Here is a 20,158-nt window from a genome sequence, read left to right as displayed (position 1 = left end):
GTTAAAATCAGCATAATCACATAACCCACCAATATCTGTTACAAATCATGATGTTAAAAAGCATGCAAAACAGTTATATATTAATTAAGCCCAAAGAAAATAAAAAAAGTCCTTGACAGGCAGCTCCATCTTTAATATGTTAGAGATCTATATAAAGAATTAAGGAGTATGCTTGATAGGCATAGGTGCACAAAATTGCATGCCATTCTCCGTAGATAAAGGGGTAATATAGATGACGCGTTTGATCGGCATGGCCCAAAGAGACGCAAAGGGCTTTACATTGATCGAGGTCGTGGTGGCGATGGGGATTCTGACCATCGGCATCCTGGCCTTGATTCCCGCGCTGCTTTTCAACATCAAATCCAATACATTGGCGCGTAATCGCGGAGTCGCCAACCAATTGGCCGTGCAGAAGCTCGAGGTGGTCAAATCGTGGCCTACCTATTACAGCTACAGCTCGGCCAATCGTGGGGCTTACAGCGGCGCCAACACCTACCTATATGGCTCGGAAACTGTAAACGTTTCAAACAACCCAGTGCCGTTCACGCGCACCACGAGCCTGTATACCAACGGAACTACTGCTGATTGCGGCACTGCGATTTTGTTCGGAAACAATACCAACGGCGCTGCGCGAAACCTTAACGAGGGGAACCCCAGCCCGGTCGCCCTCAACACCGGCGGGGTGAGCTCCAGCGGCTGCGGCGCGAGCCAGTACAGGGGCGAGGACTTCCGCATAGTGTTGGTGACCGTAACCTGGATCGACCTGTTCGGCGGGCATTCAATAGAACGCTACCAATACCTACGCAGAGGCTAGGCGGCTTAGAGCCGCCTGTAAAACTCGCGGCACCTTAGAGGTGCCCGCAAAACTCGCATATTACTATGGTCGTATTACATCGGGCCGCCCCGCGTAGAGGGTTTTATTGTTGAACATTCCGAAGGGCAAGAGATAGGCACCTTAGAAGTGCCCGCAAAGCTCGCATATTACTATGGTCGTATTACAACGAGCCGCCCCGCGTAGAGGGCATAATCTACGGCCCGTAAAGCTCGCATACTTCTATGGTCGTATTGCATCGGGCCGCCCCGCGTCGGCGGCATAATCTACTGCCCAAAGCTCGCATAGTACTATGGTCATATATCAACGAGCCGCCCCGAGTAGAGGGGGCGGCGTGAGTTATATGCGGGTCGTTCGTATGTCTTGGGGTAGCGCCTAGACGATCTCCACCAGCTCGATTTTGAAGGTCAGGTCGCGTCCGGCCAACGGGTGGTTGGCGTCCAGGGTGACCTCGGTCTCGCTGATTTCGGTGATGGTTACGGGCAGCATCTGGCCGTTTTGCATCGGCACCTGCAGCCGCTGGCCGACCTGCGGCGCAATCTCCGGCGGAAACTGCTCCTTCTCGACCACGAAAACCATCTCATCCTTGCGCTGGCCATAGGCGTTATCAGCTGGAATATTCTCGGTTTTTTTGTCGCCGATGCTCATTCCGATCAACGCTTGTTCAAACCCGTCGATGATCTCGCCGGCACCGATGCAAAACTCCATCGGATCGCTGCCCTTGGATGTATCAAACTCCGAGCCATCGTCGAATGTGCCTGTATAGTGAACCTTTACGGTATCGCCGTCTTTGGCCTTAGTCATGATTGCTCCTGGATTATGGGGGAGAACAACAGAATAACAGCTATTGGTTCCCAAGCAAAGTATGATCATTACGTCAGATTCGTTTAGTTCGCTAACTGCTGAAAAAAATTGACCATCTTTTTCTACGCTGATAATCTTCAGTTATGAGCAGTACAATCCAGTCTGAAAAACGCTCCCACCATCGGCTGCCCAAGCGGCTGCCCGTGCTCTACGGCGTGGAGCAGGCCCTGGTGCGCGGCATTACGGTCAACCTCTCGCTCAGCGGTGTGGAGATCGCCGGGATGGAGGCCTACAAGCTGACCTCCAGGATCAAGCTGGCGATTCTGCTCGGCGGCCAACGCAGGATCGAGGGGCAGACGGTGGTGCGCTGGACCACCCTGGGCGACGAGCACCGTCAGCAGGCGCGCATGACCCACTCGATGGGCCTGGAATTCATCACGCCGCCGCCCGGATACTCCGAGATGTTGCACGAGATCGTCGGGGAGTTCGTCGAGCGTCGGCGTGACGAGCGCATCGAGAAGGTGCTCAAGGTGACCCTGGTGCGGCCAGAGGAGAAGATCCAGGGCTATACGCGCAACATCAGCCGCGGCGGGATGTTCATCGTCACCCGCGACGTGCCGCGCATCGGCAGCGAGCACGAGCTGCAACTGCTGCTGTGGGACACGCGCCAGATTTTGCGCGTCAAGGCGCGCGTGATCGGCATTATCACCGAGCTGATGGCCGCGGAGTCGGGCATGGACCCGGGTTTCGGCGTCGAGTTCGCCCGCTTTTACGACGATGGAAAAAAGCTGCTCGAGCAGTATCTCGAACAGCTTGGCGTCAAGCAGTAGATCTTCCCGCTTACTTCACGATCTCGAACACGAAGACCTTGTCCTGATCCGCCACGCGGGCGTCTTTGAGGCTGCGGCCGAAGTAGAACAGGTATTTGCCCGGCGCCAGCGGCTTTTCGGGCACGTACTTGTAGGTGAAGTTCTGGCCCTCCAGCGGCGCGACGTTGAAGCGCACGATCTTCTCGCCGTCGCGCACGTACATGTTCAGCTCGTAGTTCTCGCTTTTGAACTCCTGGCCGTCGAGCATTTTGATCCCTTCCCACGTCAGGCCGATGATGTTGGCCTCGAGCAGCTCGATCTTCTCGTGGTAGGCCACGAAAACAACGTCGGGCTGCACCAGGGGGAAGTTGGTGTTGGCCGGGAAGCCGACTACGGATTTGCCCGCGGAGTTATCCGCAGTAGTCGAAAAGGCGCGATCGAGCTTGGTCAGCTGGCTGCCGTCATAGGTGTAGAGGCCCATGAAATCCGGGGCCGGCACGTCGGCGGCCGTGGCGAGGACGCTGAGCATCAGGCACACAACCGCCGCGGAAACGAATAACTTTCTATGCATGATCGCCCCTTTTTAAGCGTAACATTCTTTCAAAATATGATCCTATCGATGGCCGCGGGCGGTGTCAATCGTCAGCGTGTATAGAGCGTGTGCGGCGGCTTGGTGGGGATTGTCCGTTTGCCCAGGCTCGTGCCGCAGCGCGCGCAGGTGTACTCGTGCAGCTCCTGGTTGAGCAGGTAGAGCAGCAGGCGTTCGCGCACGGGCATCGCGGCCTTGCAGCGCGGGCAGTACAGCTCCGAGGCGACGATGCCCGTTGAACCGTCCTGCTGATCCTCGTTTAAACCCGCGCCGGGGAAATGGCGATTCATTGTAAGTGGCATCCTTTCGATGCTTATATATAATGCGTCGCAACGGCGGGCTCAAGCCCCCGCACGGCGAATCGATCCACAAGCGCAGTTTTTTTTGGAGCCGGTAGATGAATAAGAAAGACCAGGCACTCAATTATCATCGCAGCCCGCGGCCGGGAAAGATCGAGGTCGTGCCGACCAAGCCCTGCCTGTCGCAATCCGATCTGAGCCTGGCCTACACGCCGGGTGTCGCAGTGCCGTGCAAGGAGATCGAGCGCGATCCGGATCTGTCCTACGACTACACCGCGCGCGGCAACCTGGTGGCGATCGCCACCAACGGCACGGCGGTGCTCGGCCTGGGCAACATCGGCCCGCTGGCCTCCAAGCCGGTGATGGAGGGCAAGTCCGTACTGTTCAAGCGCTTTGCCGATATCGACGCCTTTGACATCGAGCTGGCAACCAGCGATCCGGACGAGTTCATCAACGCCGTGGCGCTGCTCGAGCCGACCTTCGGCGGAATCAACCTCGAGGACATCAAGGCGCCGGACTGCTTCTACATCGAACAGAAGCTGATCGAGCGCATGTCGATCCCGGTATTTCACGACGATCAACACGGCACGGCGATCATCAGCGGCGCGGCCCTGCTCAACGCCTGCGAGATCAGCGAGCGCCGGATTCAGGACGCGCGGATCGTGATCAACGGCGCGGGCGCCGCGGCCATCGCCTGCGCCCGGATGTACATCGAGCTGGGCGCGCGGGCCGAGAACCTGCTGATGCTCGACAGTCGCGGCGTGATCCACAGCGAGCGCGAGCAGGGGATGAATCCCTACAAGCAGCAGTTCGCAGTGCGCACCAAACTGCGGACCCTCGAGCACGCGGCGCGCGACGCGGACGTGCTGGTCGGGCTTTCGGTGGCCGGTGCGTTTAGCCCCGAGCTGCTCAAGCTGATGGCTCCACGGCCGATCGTCTTCGCCCTGGCCAATCCCGATCCGGAGATCGACTTTAACCAGGCGCTTAGTGCGCGGCCCGACGCGATCGTGGCCACGGGACGCTCGGATTACCCCAACCAGGTCAACAACGTGCTGGGCTTCCCGTTCATCTTCCGCGGCGCGCTGGACGCGCGAGCCACGGCGATCAATATGCAGATGAAGGTTGCGGCGGTGCGCGCCCTGGCCGAGCTGGCGCGCGAGGACGTGCTCGACTCGGTGATTCGCGCCTACGGCGGCCGACCGATCGCCTTTGGACCGGAGTACATTTTGCCCAAGCCGCTGGATTCGCGGGTACTGCTTTCGGTCACGCCGGCAGTGGCGCGCGCCGCAGTGCAAAGCAACGTGGCGCGGATCGAGCCCGAGCAGCAAGGGGATTACATCCAGGTGCTCGAGTCGCGGCTGGGACCGGACCGCGAGATCATGTACAAGATCCAGGTCCGAGCCCAGCAGTCGCCGCGGCGGATCGTACTGCCCGAGGGCGACCATCCGGTGGTGCTGCGCGCCGCGCACCAGGCGGCGCAGGAGGGGATCGCCCAGCCGGTGCTGCTGGGCAACGCCGGGCGGATCGAGGCCCTGGCGCAGGAGCTGCACATACCGCTGGACGGTCTGGAGCTGCTCGACCATTGCGCCAGCGACCTGTTCGACGATTTCAGCGAAAAGCTTTTCGCCGCGCGCGGCCGCAAGGGCTGGACCATGGGCGAGACCCGGCGTCAGCTCGAGTCGCCGTTCATCTTCGGCGCGATGATGGTCCGCGAGGGGCTGGTCGAGGGTCAGGTGCACGGCATCAGCAGCAACTACCCGGATTCGATCCGGCCGGTGCTGCAGGTCATCCCGCGGCGCGAGGGCGCGTCCAAGGTCTCGGGGGTCTACCTGGCGATCTTCAAGGGACGCCTGGTGCTGCTCGCCGACGCCACGGTCAACATTCATCCCGATTCCGAACAGCTGGCCGAGATCGCGCTGCTCGCCGCCGAGGTCGCACGTTTCTTTGACCTGCGGCCGCGGGTGGCGCTGCTTTCGTTCTCCAATTTCGGCAGCGTGGCGCACCCCGAGGCGCGGCGCGTGCGGCGCGCGGTGCAGATCCTGCACGAGCGCGATCCGCATTTGCCCGCGGACGGCGAGATGCACGCGGACACCGCGGTGGTCGAGGAATATTTGCAGACCGAGTTCCCGTTCAATCGTCTGGGAGGCGCGGCCAACGTGCTGATCTTCCCGGGTCTGGACTCGTGCAACATCGCCTACAAGCTGTTGGCGCGGATCGGCGGCGCAGTGACGGTCGGCCCGTTGCTGATGGGGCTTTCGCGGCCGTTCAACGTGGTGCAGCGCGGCACCGACATGGAGAACGTGGTCAACGTGATCGCGATCACCGTGGCTCAGGCCCAGGAACGCGGCGCACGCAACGCTGCTCCTTGATGCCCGGCCGCGCGTCTGATAGATAGTCCCAATCGCCCCGGCGCCCCCTTTTCGGAGGTGAAGATGTCATCAGTCAAGGACAAGATCGCGGACCTGGAGAGCCGCCTGGCAAAGCTGCGCGAGCTCGGCGGCGCCCAGCGCGTGGCCAAGCATCGCGCCCAGGGCAAGCTCGACGCGCGAACGCGCCTCGATCGGCTGTTCGATCCCGATACGTTCTGCGAGCTCGACGAGTTCGTCAGCCATCGCTGCACCAACTTCGGCATGGCCGACAAGCAGATCCCGGCCGAGGGCGTGGTCACCGGCCACGGGCTGATCAACGGCCGTCGCGTCTTTGCCTTTGCCCAGGACTTCACCAGCCAGGGCGGATCGCTGGGCGAGATGCACGCCAAGAAAATTTGCAAGGTGATGGACCTGGCGCTCAAGACCGGCTCGCCGATGGTCGGGCTCAACGACTCGGGCGGTGCGCGGATCCAAGAGGGGGTCGACGCGCTGTCGGGCTACGGCGAGATTTTCTTTCGCAACGCACGCGCCTCGGGCGTGATCCCGCAGATCTCGGCGATCATGGGACCCACGGCCGGCGGCGCGGTCTACAGCCCGGCGATGACCGACCTGGTGCTGATGGTTAAGAACACCAGCTACATGTTCATCACCGGCCCCAAGGTGATCCAGTCGGTGACCGGCGAGCAGATCGGCTTTGAGGAACTCGGCGGCGCGATGGTCCACAACACGCGCTCGGGCGTGGCGCACTTCGCGGCGGAGGACGACGCGCAGTGCATCGATTCGATCCGCCGACTGCTGAGCTACCTGCCGCAGAACAATCAGCAACGTCCGCCGTACGAGCAGAGCGACGACCGCGTCGACCGCCCCTGTCCGGCGTTGGACGAGATCGTGCCGGACAACGAGCGCGAGAGCTACGACATGCGCGCGGTGATTCTCGAGATCTGCGATCGCGGATCATGGTTCGAGGTCCACGAGCATTACGCACAGAACATCATCGTCGGCTTCTGCCGTCTGGGCGGACGTCCGGTGGGCGTGATCGCCAATCAGCCGCTGGTGCTCGCCGGCTGCCTGGACTGCAACGCCTCGGACAAGGCCACGCGCTTCATCCGACTCTGCGACGCGTTCAACGTGCCGCTGCTGACCCTGGCCGACGTGCCGGGCTATCTGCCCGGATCGGAACAAGAGCACATGGGGATTATCCGTCACGGGGCCAAGCTGCTGTGGTGCTACTCCGAGGCCACGGTGCCCAAGGTCACGCTGGTCACGCGCAAGGATTACGGCGGCTCGTATCTGGCGATGTGCTCCAAGCACCAGGGCGCGGACCTGGCCTTTGCCTGGCCCACGGCCGAGATCGCGGTGATGGGCGCCGAGGGCGCGGTGGGCGTGCTCTACGCCAAGCAGATCAAGGCGGCCGACGACCCGGCAAAGGTGCGGGCCGAGAAGCTCGACGAATACCGCGAGCTGTTTTATTCGCCGTACATGGCGGCCCAGAGAGGCTACATCGACAAGCTGATCAAGCCTTCGGAGAGCCGCAAACGGCTGATCGAGGCCTTCGATACCCTGGCCGATAAGCGCGACGTGCTGCCGCCGAAAAAGCACGGAAATATCCCAGTCTAGCCTGGAGCATCAGATGTCTAACGGCGAACAGAAAAGCGTCGGATCCCATCGGCTGAAGATCACCGATACCACGTTGCGCGACGGCCACCAGTCGAGCATGGCCACACGCCTGCGCTGGGAGGACATCGAGATGGTGGCCGAGGCGATCGACTCGGCGGGCTTCCACTCGGTGGAGGTCTGGGGCGGCGCAACCTTCGACGTGCTGCACCGCTTTCTGGGCGAAGACCCCTGGGAGCGCGCGCGGCGGCTGAAGAAGTTGATGCCCAAGACGCCGTTCCAGATGCTGCTGCGCGGCCAGAACCTCGTGGGCTACCGCAACTACGCCGACGACGTGGTCGATGCGTTTGTCGACGCCGCGGCCAACGTGGGCATCGAGATCTTCCGCGTGTTCGACGCGCTGAACGATCCGCGCAATTTGCAGACCGCGGCCAAGGCCATCGCTCGCAACAAGATGCATTTTCAGGCGGCGATCTCCTACGCGCTGACCGAGCGCCGCATCGGCGGGCCGGTGTTCAACATGGACTACTACGTGAACAAGGCGCGACAGTTCGCCGAGCTGGGCGCGGACTCGCTGTGCATCAAGGACATGGCCGGTCTGCTCAACCCCGACGACGCGTTCAAGCTGGTCTCGCGGCTAAAAAGCGAAGTCTCGATTCCGATCCAGATGCACACGCACTTTACCTCGGGCATGGCCGACATGGCCTATTTGCGGGCCTGCGAGGCCGGGGCCGACATCATCGACTGCGCCCTGGCGCCCCTAGCACTGCGCTCGAGCCAGCCCGCGGTGGAGCCGTTCGTGGTGACGTTCATGGGGACCGAGCGCGACACGGGTCTCGATCTGGAACTGCTGGGCCGCATCGGCGAGCAGATCGAGCGCTTCGCCCCCAAGTACCGCGACTTCATCGACCGCTCGCGCATGGCGGTGATCGACATCGGCGTGCTGTTGCACCAGATCCCCGGCGGCATGCAGAGCAACATGATCAACCAGCTCAAGGCCGCCGACGCCCTGGATCGGCTGCACGAGGTGCACGAGGAACTGCCGCGCGTGCGCCGCGAGCTGGGCTTTCCGCCGTTGGTCACGCCCACCAGCCAGATCGTCGGCGTGCAGTCGGTAATGAACGTGCTCAGCGGCCGCTACCAGATCGTCAGTTCCGAGGTCAAAGACCTGTGCTACGGCCTGTACGGCGCGACCCCGGCGGCGATGGACCCCGAGGTGCGAGCGCGCTGCTTGCAGGGGTACGAGCGCGGTGAACAGCCCATCGACTGCCGACCGGCCGACATCCTCGAGCCCGAGCTCGAGCAGGCGCGCAAGGATGTGGCGCAGATCAGCGACAAGCTCGAGGACGTGCTGACCTACGCGCTCTACCCGCGCACGGGCATGATCTTCCTGCGCTACAAGTACGGCCTGGACAACAAGCGTCCGGGCGAGATCGGCAAGACCATCGAGCAGGCCAAGGCCGAGGATGAGCTGGCTGAAAAGGCGCGCCACGGCGAGCTGATGCCCAGACCGACCTACGACAACCTGCCGCCCGACGCTCGGCGCTTCGGCGTGATGGTCGACGGCGAATACCTCGAGGTCGCAGTGTCCGGGGGCGAGGCGCTGGGCCAGGATGCGATCGGACCCGCACCCGGCATCCCGACTTCGGCCGCGCCACGGGCCGCTGCTCCGGCAGCGTCAGCCGCGCCCGCTGCTCCGGCCTCGGTGGGCGAGGGGGAGCGCGCGGTAAGCGCACCCATGCCCGGCACGGTAATCAAGATCGAGGTCGAGACCGGCGCGCAGGTCAAGTCCGGCCAGACCCTGCTGGTGCTCGAGGCGATGAAAATGGAGAACGCCCTGGTCGCGCCCTGCGACGGCACGATCAAACGCGTTGCCTGCTCCGAGGGCCAACAGGTGCGCAAAGACGCGGTGCTGCTGGTCTTGGGCTGAAGGGGGTAATGAAAGCGAAGGTTATTTATCCCGGCAGACGATGAGATTAGGTTGTGGTTTAATAAGCAAGATGGAGAGGCGTACGATATAGGGTACTATTATGCAACAATCCTTAATCGATTCCGATTTCATTTATTCGAAACAGCTCACTCTGCATTGAATCAAAATAGCCCTCATGTGAGAAACTCACCACCACTATTGAAGAGTTTTCGTTCACAAATCGTAGAAGGTCTCTCGATTGTGCAAGAATTTTTGTTGAGATCGGAAGACCTCGTTTATTAAAATCATTAGTGAATTTATCGATGCGTTCCGAAATGTGTGGTTCTAATGAAACCCCGGCAGTATATTCTGCTGACCAATGGTTGATCAGTAGGGTATCTTCAAACCAAATGAAATCTGGTGACAGAATCGTATCCCGTTCTCGGAACAGGGCTGTCGTATATTCATGAGAAAACGCCTTAGGAACCTCAGCGGATTCAAGCATCCCAGTGATAGTAGTAACTGTCTTGGATGTTATCTGCACTCCCATGCCTCGATATCCTTTTTGCGACTCAGCTTCATACGCCTCAACAAGTGGTTGGCCAACAATTAGAGAGTTGTTTTTATCTACGACCATCTTACCGAGTGCTACTGCACCACGCATCGGAATGCCAATTGATAAAGCTCGTTGAACGATCATTCTCGAGGTGGATACCAATACATGCAACGATGCCCAGCTACCGTCGGGTGTGTAAAGAAAAAGGCAATCCGAAAAAAGAAACCAACCAAATAACGGACCTATTTTTTCACCATTAATTTCTCCATTTGGCGCTTGCTTTAATATTTCGCTTAAGCAGTAGTGGATTTGTTGGCAAATCTGAACCGGGTCATCTTGATTTACCCAAGCTTTCATACCAAGGATGTCTATGAAAGCAATAAAACGATTTTTTGCCGATAGCGACAATGGTTTCGGGGTACCAAATACGTTACCTTGCATTATTATCGGCATGTTGAAATCTCCATTGTCATGTTTTAATCGGGAATACCTGCAAAGTATTCTGGCTAGGAATCAACTATATAGAAAGCAGGGATTCCATCATCGATCAATGTCCTGTTCGATCTCGTCATTGAACAGCTAGTTGCCTTAATCATTTATAATGAGCGCGTCGATCACTCATCTCATCAGGGTCGCCGCCGTTAAATCCCATAGGTATTGCCGCTTCATACACTACTAAGCAGGTTGGGTCAAGGCCGGTATTTATCCCATAAAGATCTGATCCCCCTTGTTTTGGTCATGATCAGAGTTTATACAGGAGCATTGCCCAATCTTCCGCTTGATGGAGACATTACGGAATGAATCAACGAACAATTTGCGTGATCGTATTCGCGCTGTTAATCGCGCTGTGCAGCGCGGCATGGGCCGGGCCGGTGAGCGACAAGCTCACGCCCGAGGAGATCGAGCAGCTTAAGGCCGGCGAGTGGGTCATGAAAAAGAACATCGGCGAGGATGGCAGCTCGGGCGCGGGGGTGATCTTCGGCGTGTTCAACTGCAAGCTCGCGACGTTCTGGGAGATCGTCTACGACTACCCGCATTACGGCGAGCTGTTCCCGCCGATCATCCGCGCCGAGGTGACCAAAGGCGAGCTGGGCTACGAGCGTTTCTGGACCGAGATCGAGATGCACTTCCCGATCACCAACGTGATTTACACCAACTACAACGACGCTACGCCCGACGACATGCGCCTGGATTTCGTGATGGACAAGGAGTACCCGCACAAGCACATCGCTGCAATCGACGGCTATTGGCAGCTCGAGCCGCTGGGCGAGGATTGCTATTTGGCCGAGTATCTGGCCGAGGTCGAGCTGGACATCAACGCGGTGTTCAAGGCGCTGCTCACGCCGATCTTCAACGCGCTCACCGGACGCGACCTGCCTAAAATGATGGACACCTATCGCCGCGAGATCAACAAACGCGAGGGACGCACGGGCGACAATCCGGCCTGAGTCACTCGAATATGATCTCGCCACGTCCGGCTCAAAGGTGCATCAACCCGGATTATTCATGAGGCTCCTACTGCGGCGCACAATCTGCTCGCAATAACTTCGTCATCCTCGCCGATCCGTCCTCGACGTACCACAGCGGGTACGCCTACGGAGTATCGACTCGGCTTTCTAGTTCTTGCGGCATCTTGCGTGCCTCGATGACGAACCCTCATGAATAATCCGGGTTAGGCGACCCAGAACCAGTGGCTGAAGGCGGCGAAGTTAAACGCCAGCATGCCCGCGCCAAGCAACACGGCAATGCGGTCGACCCAGCGGTTGCCGCCCAGTTGCCCGAGCAGCAGCAGGTGCGGAAAGCTGACCAGGATCATCCGCTGAAAGCTGATCAGGCTCGAGCACAGCGGTATCAGCACCAGCAGGCTGGCGTAGATCCCCTGGGCCGCGCCCAGGCGCAGGAAGATAAAGGGCAGGGCGAGCAGCGCCAGCACGGCGCAAAAGAAGTCGGGCCAGGCATTGTGAAATCCGCGCCAGGCCGGGGCCTGCTCAAAGAAGCGCACGAAAGCGGTCCACGGTTCGCCGCCGGAATAGCGCACGATGTCCTGGCACTGCACAAAGGCCAGCGGGTCGCCGAACATCTGCTTGCAGTGCAGGGCGTAGAGCGCCACGCCCAGCGGCACCAAAATGAAGGCCAGCAAATCCAGCCGCAGACGGCGCGGGCTGAACTCGATCTGTTGCAGATAGAGCAGCAGCAGCGGCGGCCCGAGCAGCACGCCCACCGGACGGCAGGCCGTGGATATCCCGGCCAGCAGGCAGGCGAGCCACCAGCGTCCGCGTTGCGCCGCTAAAAACGCGCCCGCGCTGAGCAGCAGAAACAGCGACTCGCTGTAGACCGCGCTGAGAAAAAAGCTGGTGGGAAAGATCAGGTAGTACCAGACCGCGCGCTCGCGGTCCTCCGCGGTCGTGCGCTGTTCCAGGCGCATCAGCACCATCAGGAACAACAGCAGGCATAGGTTGGAGACGAGCATCCCGCTGATGATCGGCTCGGAAATTACCAGGTTCACCCCGCGCATCAGCAGCGGATAAAGCGGAAAGAAGCAGGCCGTGGCCGTCTGCTGAAACGGCCCGAGCTGCGATGTGTCGTAGCCGTTGACCGAGATGTACTGGTACCACTGGCCGTCCCAACGCGCCCAGGAGTCAAGGATCGGCGCGGAGTCCGCGCGCACGCGGAAATTGGCGTCGTAGTTGGCGCGGTGGAACGGTACGTAGGCCGCGGCGATGATCAGCACCAGCAGCAGGTAGAGCCGGGTGATCGCGAACCCACCGAGAATCCGGCGCATGCTCAGAAGCTCTCCACGTGCAGTACGCGGTCGCAATCGACCTGCGCCTCATCGAGCAGCGCCAGGGGGCGGCCGATGAAGATCAGCGCCAGCAGCGGCTGTTTATCCAGGCTCAGCAATTTTTTTACCTGCGGCTTATCAAAATCCAACACCAAACGCGTGCCCAGGTTGCGCTGGGTCGCAGCCAGCAAAATATGTAGGCAGGCGATCGGTACGTCGATCATGGCGAACGGCTGCTGCTTCCAGCGGTTGCGGATCAGGCCCTCGCGTGCCTGTGTCGCGATCAGCGCGCCGGCGTCGGCCAGCCCTTCGAGGCCCACGGCCCGCGCCGCTTCGGCGATGAGCAATGGATCGCGAAACGCGTTAAAGCGCCAGGGCTGCACGTTGTTGGCCGAGGGGGCCAGTCGCGCGCTCTCGACGATCTGCCGCAGTTCGCTATCGCCCAGCTCGATCCGTCCCAGCTCGCTCGCCGGGCGGCAATCGCGCAGCAGGTCGAGGATCACCGTTTCCATGTTCAACCCCGATCGCTCAGGTGCAGGATCTTTTCCAGCGCCAGGCGACGTTTGGAAACGACGCTGTGCGCCAAGTAGTCCCAGGTCAGCGAGGGACCGCGCGGCGGCGGATAGCCGATGGGGGTGACCGCCACCAGCCGTTTGCTTTCGGGCAGATCGAGCAGGCGCGAGAGTCCGCGCTCGCCGAATCCGCCGAGCCAGCAGGTGGCCAGACCCAGCTCTGTGGCCTGCAGCACCAGCGCCTCCATTGCCAGGGCGGCCTGGGCCAGGTACAGCGGATTGTCCGGGTCCGGTCCGACGTGGGTCGCGTCGCCGGCCACCACCACGTAGCCCGGCGCGGCGCAGGTCAGCAGCCAAGGATTGACCTTGCCCATCAGCCCGGAGAAGGCCGCGCGCCGAAAGCTCCCCAGTTTCTGCGGGTCGCGTGCGAACACGAAGCTCACCGAGTTCAGATGCAGCGAGCGGCAAGCTTGGCAGACGACCTGTTCGAGCAGCTCCCAGTGCTGCGGATCGATCGGCTGTTTGGAGTACTTACGGAAACTGCGCCGGACTTCAACAATGTGCTCGAAAGCCGGGGTTGTCTGCTTGTCGCTCATTAGGCCCACTCGATCAGCGCCATGGCGTAGCGATGTGCAAGGTTCTCGTGGAACGGAACCACGCGCACGCCCAGCCCGTGTCTGCCGCTGGCTGCGCAACGGTACTGATCGCGGAACAGGTGCAGGCCCTCGCCCAGATCCTCGTGCTGTTTGAGCCGTACGGCCTGGCCATTGAAGATCCGGCCCTGGTGGTCCATCGGACCGACGTACATCTCGACCCGCACGTTGTCGGGTTTGATCGCGCCGAGCCGGACCCGCGCCTTCACCGGGATGTACTCGCCGATCTGATGCACGGCATTAGGGTCGAACTCCACTTGCTCGATTTTAACCGTGCCCCACTGCTCGCGCACAAAGCGTTTCCACTGCGCCAGCTCGCGCGCGGCGAGAAAGTCGTTCTCGGCCAGCCGGCGGCGGTGGGTCTCGGCGAGCAGGTAGCAGTTCTCGGCGTACTCCATCACCATCCGGTAGGTGTTGAAAAACGGGATCAGCTGGCGCATCGACTGCTTCATCCGCTTGATCCACAGCTTGGGCAAGCCGTCGCGGCCGCGCTCGTAGAACAGCGGTACGACCTTCTTTTCGAGGATGTCGTAGAGCGTGTTCGATTCCACGCGGTCCTGGTAGGCCGGGTCCTCGTAGACCTCGCCCGAGCCGATGGCCCAGCCCACGTTGCTGTCGTAGGCCTCGTCCCACCAGCCGTCGAGCACCGAGAGGTTGAGCCCGCCGTTGGGCAGCACCTTCATCCCGCTGGTGCCGCTGGCCTCCATCGGCCGCCGCGGTGTGTTCAGCCAGACGTCCACGCCCTGGACCATGTAGCGCGCCACGGCGATGTTGTAGTTCTCGATGAACACGATCCGATCGTGCAGCCCCTCCTCGCGCGCGTAGTGCACGATGTTCTTGATCAGCTGCTTGCCCGCCTCGTCGCGCGGGTGAGCCTTGCCCGCGATCAGGAACTGCACCGGCATATCCGTGTTGCTGAGGATCGCGCGCATTCGCGCCTGGTCGGCCAGGAACAGGTCGGCGCGCTTGTAGGTGGCGAAGCGCCTGGCAAAGCCGATGGTCAGCACGCCGGGATCGAGCAGGGTTTCGACCTGAGCCAGATCTTCTTCGCTGGCCCCCTGGCGTTCGAGCTGCTCGCGTGCGCTGCGCCGTACGAATTCGATCAACCGTTCGCGCCGCAGCTCGTGGACCCGCCACAGCTCGGCGTCGGGGATCTTGTCGATCGACTCCCAGATCTTGGGGTTGGCCGTGTCGCGGTGCCAGCCCGAGCTCAGATACTGGTCGAACAGCCGCGCCATGTCCTTGGAGATCCAGGAGGGGACGTGTACGCCGTTGGTAATCGCTATCACCGGGATCTCTTCGATGGGCACGTGGGGGTACAGCGGCTTTGCCATCTCGCGCGTGACCTTGGCGTGCAGTTTGCTCACGCCGTTGAGGTAGGCCGCGTTGTTGGCGGCCATCACCGCCATGTTGAAGCGCGCCGCGCCGCGCTCGTCCACGTCCTTGCCCAGCGCCAGCAGCTCGTCCAGGCTCATTCCCACGTCGCGTACGTAGTCGCCGAAGTACTTGTGCAGCAGCCCCTCGGGGAACACGTCGAAGCCCGCGGGCACCGGCGTGTGCGAGGTGAAGACGTTGCCGCCCTCGACCGCCACCTGGGCGACCTCGAAGCTCAGGCCGGTGTCGCGCATCAGCAGTCGGATGCGCTCCAGCGCCATGAACGCCGCGTGTCCCTCGTTCATGTGACAGACCGCGGGCATGATCCCCATCTCGTGCAGCGCGCGCAGCCCGCCGATGCCCAGCACGATCTCCTGCTGGATGCGCAGCTCCTGGTCGCCGCCGTAGAGCTTGGCTGTGATCGCGCGGTCGGCCGGCAGGTTTTCTTCGACGTTGGAATCCAGCAGATAGAGGTCGATCCTGCCGACCAGGACTTTCCAGATGCGGACTTTCAGCGGTCGGCCGGGCAGGGACAGCTCGATGGTCAGCTGCTTGCCGTCCTGATCCTCGGCGGGCATGATCGGCAGGTTGAACGGGTCCATCACCGGGTAGCTTTCCTGCTGCCAGCCATCGGCGTTGAGGTACTGCATGAAGTAGCCCTGCTGGTAGAGCAGGCCGATGCCCACCAGCGGCAGGCCCAGATCGGACGAGGATTTGAGGTGGTCGCCGGCCAGTACGCCCAGGCCGCCGCCGTACATCGGCAGGCACTCGGTAATGCCGTACTCCATCGAGAAGTAGGCGATCACCGGGCTGCTCGTGAGCTCGACGTCGCGCTGGAACCAGGTCTGCTCCTGCATGTACTTATCGAAGTCGCTGAGCACCTCGTCCATCGACTCGACAAACGCCGCGTCTGTGGACAACTCCTCGAGCCGCCGCTGATCAACGCTGCCCAGCAGCAGCACCGGGTTGTGGCCGGTGCTCTCCCACAGATCGCCGTCGATCCGGCGGAACAGGTCAACCACGTCCGCGTGCCAGCTCCAGTAGAGGTTGTATGCCAGCCGCTTGAGCGGCTCGAGCCTCTCGGGCAGAGCCGGTTCAACGCGAAAGTCGTAAATCACGCGCATGGTTAGTCCCCTGGTTCAAACGACGATTCGCGTACCCAATTACGAAGATTATCAACCATACATTAAGAAGCCGATTGTGTCCCAGACGTCAAGGGCGGCCGCTGGACAGTGCCGATGCCCTCGGATAACCTCAGGCAAGTATTATGACGCAATGCGTAAGGAGTGATTCAGTGAGCCAGAGCGAATCTGTCGGCAAAAGCACGTTGACCCATAAGCTGCTGCGGGCGCACCTGGTGTCCGGCGAGCTCGAGCCCGGAGCCGAGATCGGCATCCGCATCGACCATACCCTGACCCAGGACGCCACCGGCACGATGGTCTACCTCGAGTTCGCGCAGCTCGGGCTGGACCGCGTGCGCACCGAGCTCTCGGTCTCGTACGTGGATCATAATTTGCTCCAGACCGACTTTCGCAATGCCGACGACCATCGCTTTTTGCAAAGCTCCGCCGCGCGTTACGGCGTGTGGTTCTCACGGCCGGGCAACGGCGTGTGCCATCAGGTGCACCTCGAGCGCTTCGGCGCGCCGGGCAAGACCATGCTCGGCTCGGACAGCCATACGCCCACGGGCGGCGGCCTGGGCATGCTGGCGATCGGCGCCGGCGGCCTGGAAGTCGCACTGGCCATGGCCGGCGAGCCGTTCCATCTCAAGGCGCCGCAGGTTTTCGGCGTAAAGCTTACAGGCGAGCTGCTGCCGTGGGTCTCGGCCAAGGACGTGATTCTCGAGATGTTGCGCCGTCACTCGGTCAAGGGCGGCGTGGGCAAGGTCATCGAGTATTACGGACCGGGCGTGGCCGCGCTTTCCGTGCCTGATCGCGCGGTGATTGCCAACATGGGCGCTGAACTCGGCGCGACCTCCACGGTCTGGCCCTCGGACGAGCGCACGCGTGAATTCCTGCGCCGTCAGGGGCGCGAGGATGCCTGGACGGCCCTGGCCGCGGACCTTGGCGCGCAGTACGACCAGCACGACGAGATCGACCTTGCGCAGCTTGAGCCGCTGATCGCCATGCCCTCGATGCCCGACAAGGTAGTAACCGTACGCCAGGCCGCGGGGACCAAGGTCCATCAGGTGCTGATCGGCTCCTGCGCCAACTCCGGCCTGGCCGAGATGCTGCTCGCCGCAGAAGTGCTCAATGGCAAGCACGGCCACCCCGAGGTCAGCCTCGAGATCAATCCCGGCAGCCGTCAGGTCGAGCTCAATTTGGCCGAGCTCGGTGCGCTGGCCAAGCTGGTGGCAGCGGGTGCGCGTCTGCACCAGTGCGGCTGTCTGGGCTGCATCGGCATGGGCCAGGCCCCGGCCAGCGGAACTGTCTCGCTGCGCACCTTCCCGCGAAACTTCGCAGGGCGCTCGGGCACGGTCGACGACAGCGTCTACCTATGCAGCCCGCAGACCGCGTTGGCCGCGGCATTGGCCGGCGAGATCCGCGACCCGCGCGAGCTGGGCGAGATGCCCCGCGTCAAACTGCCCAAGCGCGAGCTGCTGCCCAGCGCACAACTGATCGAGCCCCCGGCCGAGGGCACGAGCGTGCAGGTGGTCAAGGGGCCGAACATCGTCGATCTGCCGCAATTTGCACAGCTGCCCGAGCTGATCGACGCGGCAGTGATGCTCAAGCTCGGCGACGACGTGACCACCGACCAGATCATCCCCGCGGGCAACCTGGTGCTGCCCCTGCGCTCCAATCTGCCTGCGATCAGCGAGTACACCTTCTCCAAGGTCGACCACACGTTCGCCGAGCGGATGAAGAAGGCCGGATCGGGTCTGATCGTCGGCGGACTGAACTACGGCCAGGGCTCCAGCCGCGAGCACGCGGCGCTGACTGTGCGCTATTTGGGCGTGGCCGCGGTGATCGCGCGCTCGTTCGCGCGCATCCACTGGCAGAATTTGGTCAACTTCGGCGTGCTGCCCCTGACCTTTACCAACCCTGAGGACCACGGGCGGATCGAGTCCGGCGACCGGATCGAGATCAGCGATCTGCGCGACCAGCTCAAGGCGGGGAGCAGCATCTCCGCGCGCAATGCCAGCCAGCGCCTGAGCCTGACCCTCGAACACAGCCTCTCGACCCGCCAGGTCCAGATGCTGCTCGACGGCGGACTGCTGAACTATTTGCGCAAGCAAAAGGCTCAATAAAAAACGGCATGACTATAAATAATAGATTGATATAGATACACTGCCGGTGTATTCTCGTCCTATCTATCAGTTAAATCTGAATACGGGGCGACGCCATGCCACAAGAGGGCGAGAAGCGGGCGGATGAGGCAAAAAAATCCGAAAACCAGGGCAACGGCAAGAAATCCGCCACCAAGAAAATAATTCTTTCCATACTAATCCCTCTTTTTTTATCTGCCATGGGCCTAATTATCACGATCGGCATTAATGAATACAATGAGATGAGAGTAAACGATAAAAACGCCGAGGAACAGCTCAAAGGAGTAGAAAATTTATTGAAAACAGGGGTACGTGCTGAGGCAATAGATGAAATCGAATCCATAGCCTCAGATTTAGGCAAGCTGAAATTTAGTCGGGAGACCAAAGGTAAAATCAATTATTGGGTAGGTCGGGTCCACCTTGATTCGGCAACCTATTCTAATAATTCAATAAAACAACAGGAACCCTATCTCGCGAAAGCAATGATTGCCCTGGAAGAGGCGGAGGAACTGTTGATTCATGACAACTTCGAAATGGCGGCTTCGGCCAAGGCATATCGAGGTGAAGTCCTGTGGAAATTGGGTAGAATTCGCGATGCACATGATAACTTCAATAAATCCGAAGAGATCTATCGCCAGCTGATTGGACAATATCAGAACCAACGCGAAAAACAATATGATAATGAAATTGCTAAGACTCATATACGTTTGGCCCTGGTGCTAATCGATCATGGTGAGAATCGGAATACGCAGCAATATATTCAAATGGCCCAAAACGAGCTGATGTTGGCACAAGAATACTATTCCAAGGCAAAGGATGATCATGCTAAGGAGATGCGCACAAAAATTCAATGGTACATGGGGAAAACCTATTTGGTATTGGGAAGATTCTCATATGGGCGAGAAATTGAATATTGTGAAAAAGCTATAAATGAATATTTCGGCATTATTAAGGAGCATATCACTCCTGGAAACCGGTATCAATATTCAGCCTTTAGTTATGATATCGGCAATGCTTTAATGTTGCTGGCGATGGCAGAAAGAGAAAACCTCAGTATTAGCGAGGATGCCTGGAACAAACATATTATAAACGCAATAAATAATTTCAGAATTGCATCAAAGTGTTTTGATGCAAATCAAACAATCATCGACGGATTGGAAATTGAATGCCTTAATACTATTGCCAGATACTATCAGCAGTTATTCCATGAAAAAAAAAGACCTGGCAACGCATTTTTGTGTAAACTCAACAGCATCAATCGCCTTCGCGGAATTAAAGATCGCCCTATCCATTACGCGGAAATTCAATATTACATAGGTCAAGTATACTTTTTCAACGGACGTTATTGTAAAGATACGCAAGAGAAAATAGAAACCTATACCCAGGCTGGCGAATGTTTCAGGAATGCATTGAGTATACATACGCGAACGAGAAACCCTAATTACTATGCCGGATTAAACATTTTCCTTGGCCTGACGGATAAGTTGCTTACAAGCCTGGGTGAAGATAGAAGGGATGAGGCCATAGATTGTTTCGAAAAGGCCTATACATGCCAAGACTGTGGTAATAATTTACGGAGATCGCGCTTCCTTGGATCACAGTTGTATAATCTATATAATGATAAAGCTGAGAGTACTTTAATCGAAAGTGAGCGTAATAATTATCACCGAACCGGGGTGCTGTATTTGGTATACGATTTTCAGGGTATTAAAAAAGTTACAGGCAACGGAACATATAATGCGTTTCACAGGCAGGTGAATACGCTAACGGATAACACTATTTAACCCTGGC

The 20,158-nt window shown here is 59.7% G+C and carries 16 protein-coding genes; 8 read left to right on the top strand and 8 right to left on the bottom strand.

The annotated features are described in order from the left end of the window. Positions 1-232: 232 nt before the first annotated feature. Positions 233-814, top strand: a complete 582-nt coding sequence (locus P9M14_10285; GenBank protein ID MDP8256129.1) for a prepilin-type N-terminal cleavage/methylation domain-containing protein — start codon at positions 233-235, stop codon at positions 812-814. 393 nt (positions 815-1,207) lie between these two features. Here the strand turns inward: P9M14_10285 and P9M14_10280 are convergent, their stop codons facing one another. Next, entirely contained in the window at positions 1,208-1,636 is a 429-nt protein-coding gene (locus P9M14_10280) for a peptidylprolyl isomerase (protein MDP8256128.1), read from the bottom strand. A 143-nt stretch (positions 1,637-1,779) separates the two neighbouring features. Here P9M14_10280 and P9M14_10275 point away from each other — a divergent pair, with 143 nt between their 5' ends. Further along, positions 1,780-2,466 (top strand): PilZ domain-containing protein, encoded by a 687-nt coding sequence (locus P9M14_10275; protein ID MDP8256127.1) that lies wholly within the window; start codon positions 1,780-1,782, stop codon positions 2,464-2,466. Between the two features lie 10 nt (positions 2,467-2,476). On the opposite strand, the gene P9M14_10270 is transcribed toward P9M14_10275, so the two are convergent. Then, a complete protein-coding gene (locus P9M14_10270; GenBank protein ID MDP8256126.1) occupies positions 2,477-3,016 on the bottom strand; it encodes a hypothetical protein in 540 nt (179 codons plus the stop codon). A 71-nt stretch (positions 3,017-3,087) separates the two neighbouring features. Further along, the gene (locus P9M14_10265) at positions 3,088-3,324 is read right to left on the bottom strand and encodes a hypothetical protein (protein MDP8256125.1); all 237 of its coding nucleotides are present in this window, start codon (positions 3,322-3,324) and stop codon (positions 3,088-3,090) included. A gap of 107 nt (positions 3,325-3,431) precedes the next feature. On the opposite strand from P9M14_10265, the gene P9M14_10260 reads away from it, so the two are divergent. From P9M14_10260 to P9M14_10250, 3 genes are all read left to right on the top strand, one after another. After that, positions 3,432-5,702 (top strand): NADP-dependent malic enzyme, encoded by a 2,271-nt coding sequence (locus P9M14_10260; GenBank protein ID MDP8256124.1) that lies wholly within the window; start codon positions 3,432-3,434, stop codon positions 5,700-5,702. Between the two features lie 63 nt (positions 5,703-5,765). Then, positions 5,766-7,319 (top strand): acyl-CoA carboxylase subunit beta, encoded by a 1,554-nt coding sequence (locus P9M14_10255; GenBank protein ID MDP8256123.1) that lies wholly within the window; start codon positions 5,766-5,768, stop codon positions 7,317-7,319. 13 nt (positions 7,320-7,332) lie between these two features. Beyond that, on the top strand, positions 7,333-9,246 hold the full coding sequence (locus P9M14_10250) for a pyruvate carboxylase subunit B (protein ID MDP8256122.1): 1,914 nt from the start codon (positions 7,333-7,335) through the stop codon (positions 9,244-9,246). A gap of 112 nt (positions 9,247-9,358) precedes the next feature. Here P9M14_10250 and P9M14_10245 read toward each other — a convergent pair whose 3' ends face one another. Further along, entirely contained in the window at positions 9,359-10,234 is an 876-nt protein-coding gene (locus P9M14_10245) for a hypothetical protein (protein ID MDP8256121.1), read from the bottom strand. A 344-nt stretch (positions 10,235-10,578) separates the two neighbouring features. Between P9M14_10245 and P9M14_10240 the strand changes: the two genes are divergently transcribed. Beyond that, entirely contained in the window at positions 10,579-11,229 is a 651-nt protein-coding gene (locus P9M14_10240; GenBank protein ID MDP8256120.1) for a hypothetical protein, read from the top strand. Between the two features lie 224 nt (positions 11,230-11,453). Here the strand turns inward: P9M14_10240 and P9M14_10235 are convergent, their stop codons facing one another. The 4 genes from P9M14_10235 to glgP are packed head-to-tail and all read right to left on the bottom strand — an operon-like array spanning position 11,454 to position 16,226. Beyond that, positions 11,454-12,563 (bottom strand): mannosyltransferase family protein, encoded by a 1,110-nt coding sequence (locus P9M14_10235; protein ID MDP8256119.1) that lies wholly within the window; start codon positions 12,561-12,563, stop codon positions 11,454-11,456. A 2-nt stretch (positions 12,564-12,565) separates the two neighbouring features. After that, positions 12,566-13,075 carry a nitroreductase family protein gene (locus tag P9M14_10230; protein MDP8256118.1) on the bottom strand — a complete coding sequence of 170 codons (510 nt, stop codon included), beginning with the start codon at positions 13,073-13,075 and terminating at the stop codon, positions 12,566-12,568. Positions 13,076-13,077: 2 nt separating this feature from the next. After that, entirely contained in the window at positions 13,078-13,671 is a 594-nt protein-coding gene (locus P9M14_10225) for a nitroreductase family protein (protein MDP8256117.1), read from the bottom strand. After that, positions 13,671-16,226, bottom strand: a complete 2,556-nt coding sequence (gene glgP, locus P9M14_10220; GenBank protein MDP8256116.1) for an alpha-glucan family phosphorylase — start codon at positions 16,224-16,226, stop codon at positions 13,671-13,673. Before glgP ends, P9M14_10225 begins: the two co-directional genes overlap by 1 nt. Positions 16,227-16,396: 170 nt before the next feature. Between glgP and P9M14_10215 the strand changes: the two genes are divergently transcribed. Both P9M14_10215 and P9M14_10210 read left to right on the top strand, forming a co-directional pair. After that, a complete protein-coding gene (locus P9M14_10215; GenBank protein MDP8256115.1) occupies positions 16,397-18,349 on the top strand; it encodes an aconitate hydratase in 1,953 nt (650 codons plus the stop codon). A 95-nt stretch (positions 18,350-18,444) separates the two neighbouring features. Further along, positions 18,445-20,151 (top strand): tetratricopeptide repeat protein, encoded by a 1,707-nt coding sequence (locus tag P9M14_10210; GenBank protein MDP8256114.1) that lies wholly within the window; start codon positions 18,445-18,447, stop codon positions 20,149-20,151. The last annotated feature ends 7 nt before the right edge of the window (positions 20,152-20,158 follow it).

This window comes from Candidatus Alcyoniella australis (assembly GCA_030765605.1).
Lineage (GTDB): Bacteria > Lernaellota > Lernaellaia > JAVCCG01 > Alcyoniellaceae > Alcyoniella > Alcyoniella australis.
The sequence above is the reverse complement of the archived record's forward strand: the minus strand, read 5'-3'. Positions and strand labels throughout refer to the sequence as shown.

Bases quoted from the DNA above. Each gene is read 5' to 3' on its own strand.
- P9M14_10285 (MDP8256129.1), top strand. From the start codon at position 233: ATGACGCGTTTGATCGGCATGGCCCAAAGAGACGCAAAGGGCTTTACA.
- P9M14_10280 (MDP8256128.1), bottom strand. From the start codon at position 1,636: ATGACTAAGGCCAAAGACGGCGATACCGTAAAGGTTCACTATACAGGC.
- P9M14_10275 (MDP8256127.1), top strand. From the start codon at position 1,780: ATGAGCAGTACAATCCAGTCTGAAAAACGCTCCCACCATCGGCTGCCC.
- P9M14_10270 (MDP8256126.1), bottom strand. From the start codon at position 3,016: ATGCATAGAAAGTTATTCGTTTCCGCGGCGGTTGTGTGCCTGATGCTC.
- P9M14_10265 (MDP8256125.1), bottom strand. From the start codon at position 3,324: ATGAATCGCCATTTCCCCGGCGCGGGTTTAAACGAGGATCAGCAGGAC.
- P9M14_10260 (MDP8256124.1), top strand. From the start codon at position 3,432: ATGAATAAGAAAGACCAGGCACTCAATTATCATCGCAGCCCGCGGCCG.
- P9M14_10255 (MDP8256123.1), top strand. From the start codon at position 5,766: ATGTCATCAGTCAAGGACAAGATCGCGGACCTGGAGAGCCGCCTGGCA.
- P9M14_10250 (MDP8256122.1), top strand. From the start codon at position 7,333: ATGTCTAACGGCGAACAGAAAAGCGTCGGATCCCATCGGCTGAAGATC.
- P9M14_10245 (MDP8256121.1), bottom strand. From the start codon at position 10,234: ATGCCGATAATAATGCAAGGTAACGTATTTGGTACCCCGAAACCATTG.
- P9M14_10240 (MDP8256120.1), top strand. From the start codon at position 10,579: ATGAATCAACGAACAATTTGCGTGATCGTATTCGCGCTGTTAATCGCG.
- P9M14_10235 (MDP8256119.1), bottom strand. From the start codon at position 12,563: ATGCGCCGGATTCTCGGTGGGTTCGCGATCACCCGGCTCTACCTGCTG.
- P9M14_10230 (MDP8256118.1), bottom strand. From the start codon at position 13,075: ATGGAAACGGTGATCCTCGACCTGCTGCGCGATTGCCGCCCGGCGAGC.
- P9M14_10225 (MDP8256117.1), bottom strand. From the start codon at position 13,671: ATGAGCGACAAGCAGACAACCCCGGCTTTCGAGCACATTGTTGAAGTC.
- glgP (MDP8256116.1), bottom strand. From the start codon at position 16,226: ATGCGCGTGATTTACGACTTTCGCGTTGAACCGGCTCTGCCCGAGAGG.
- P9M14_10210 (MDP8256114.1), top strand. From the start codon at position 18,445: ATGCCACAAGAGGGCGAGAAGCGGGCGGATGAGGCAAAAAAATCCGAA.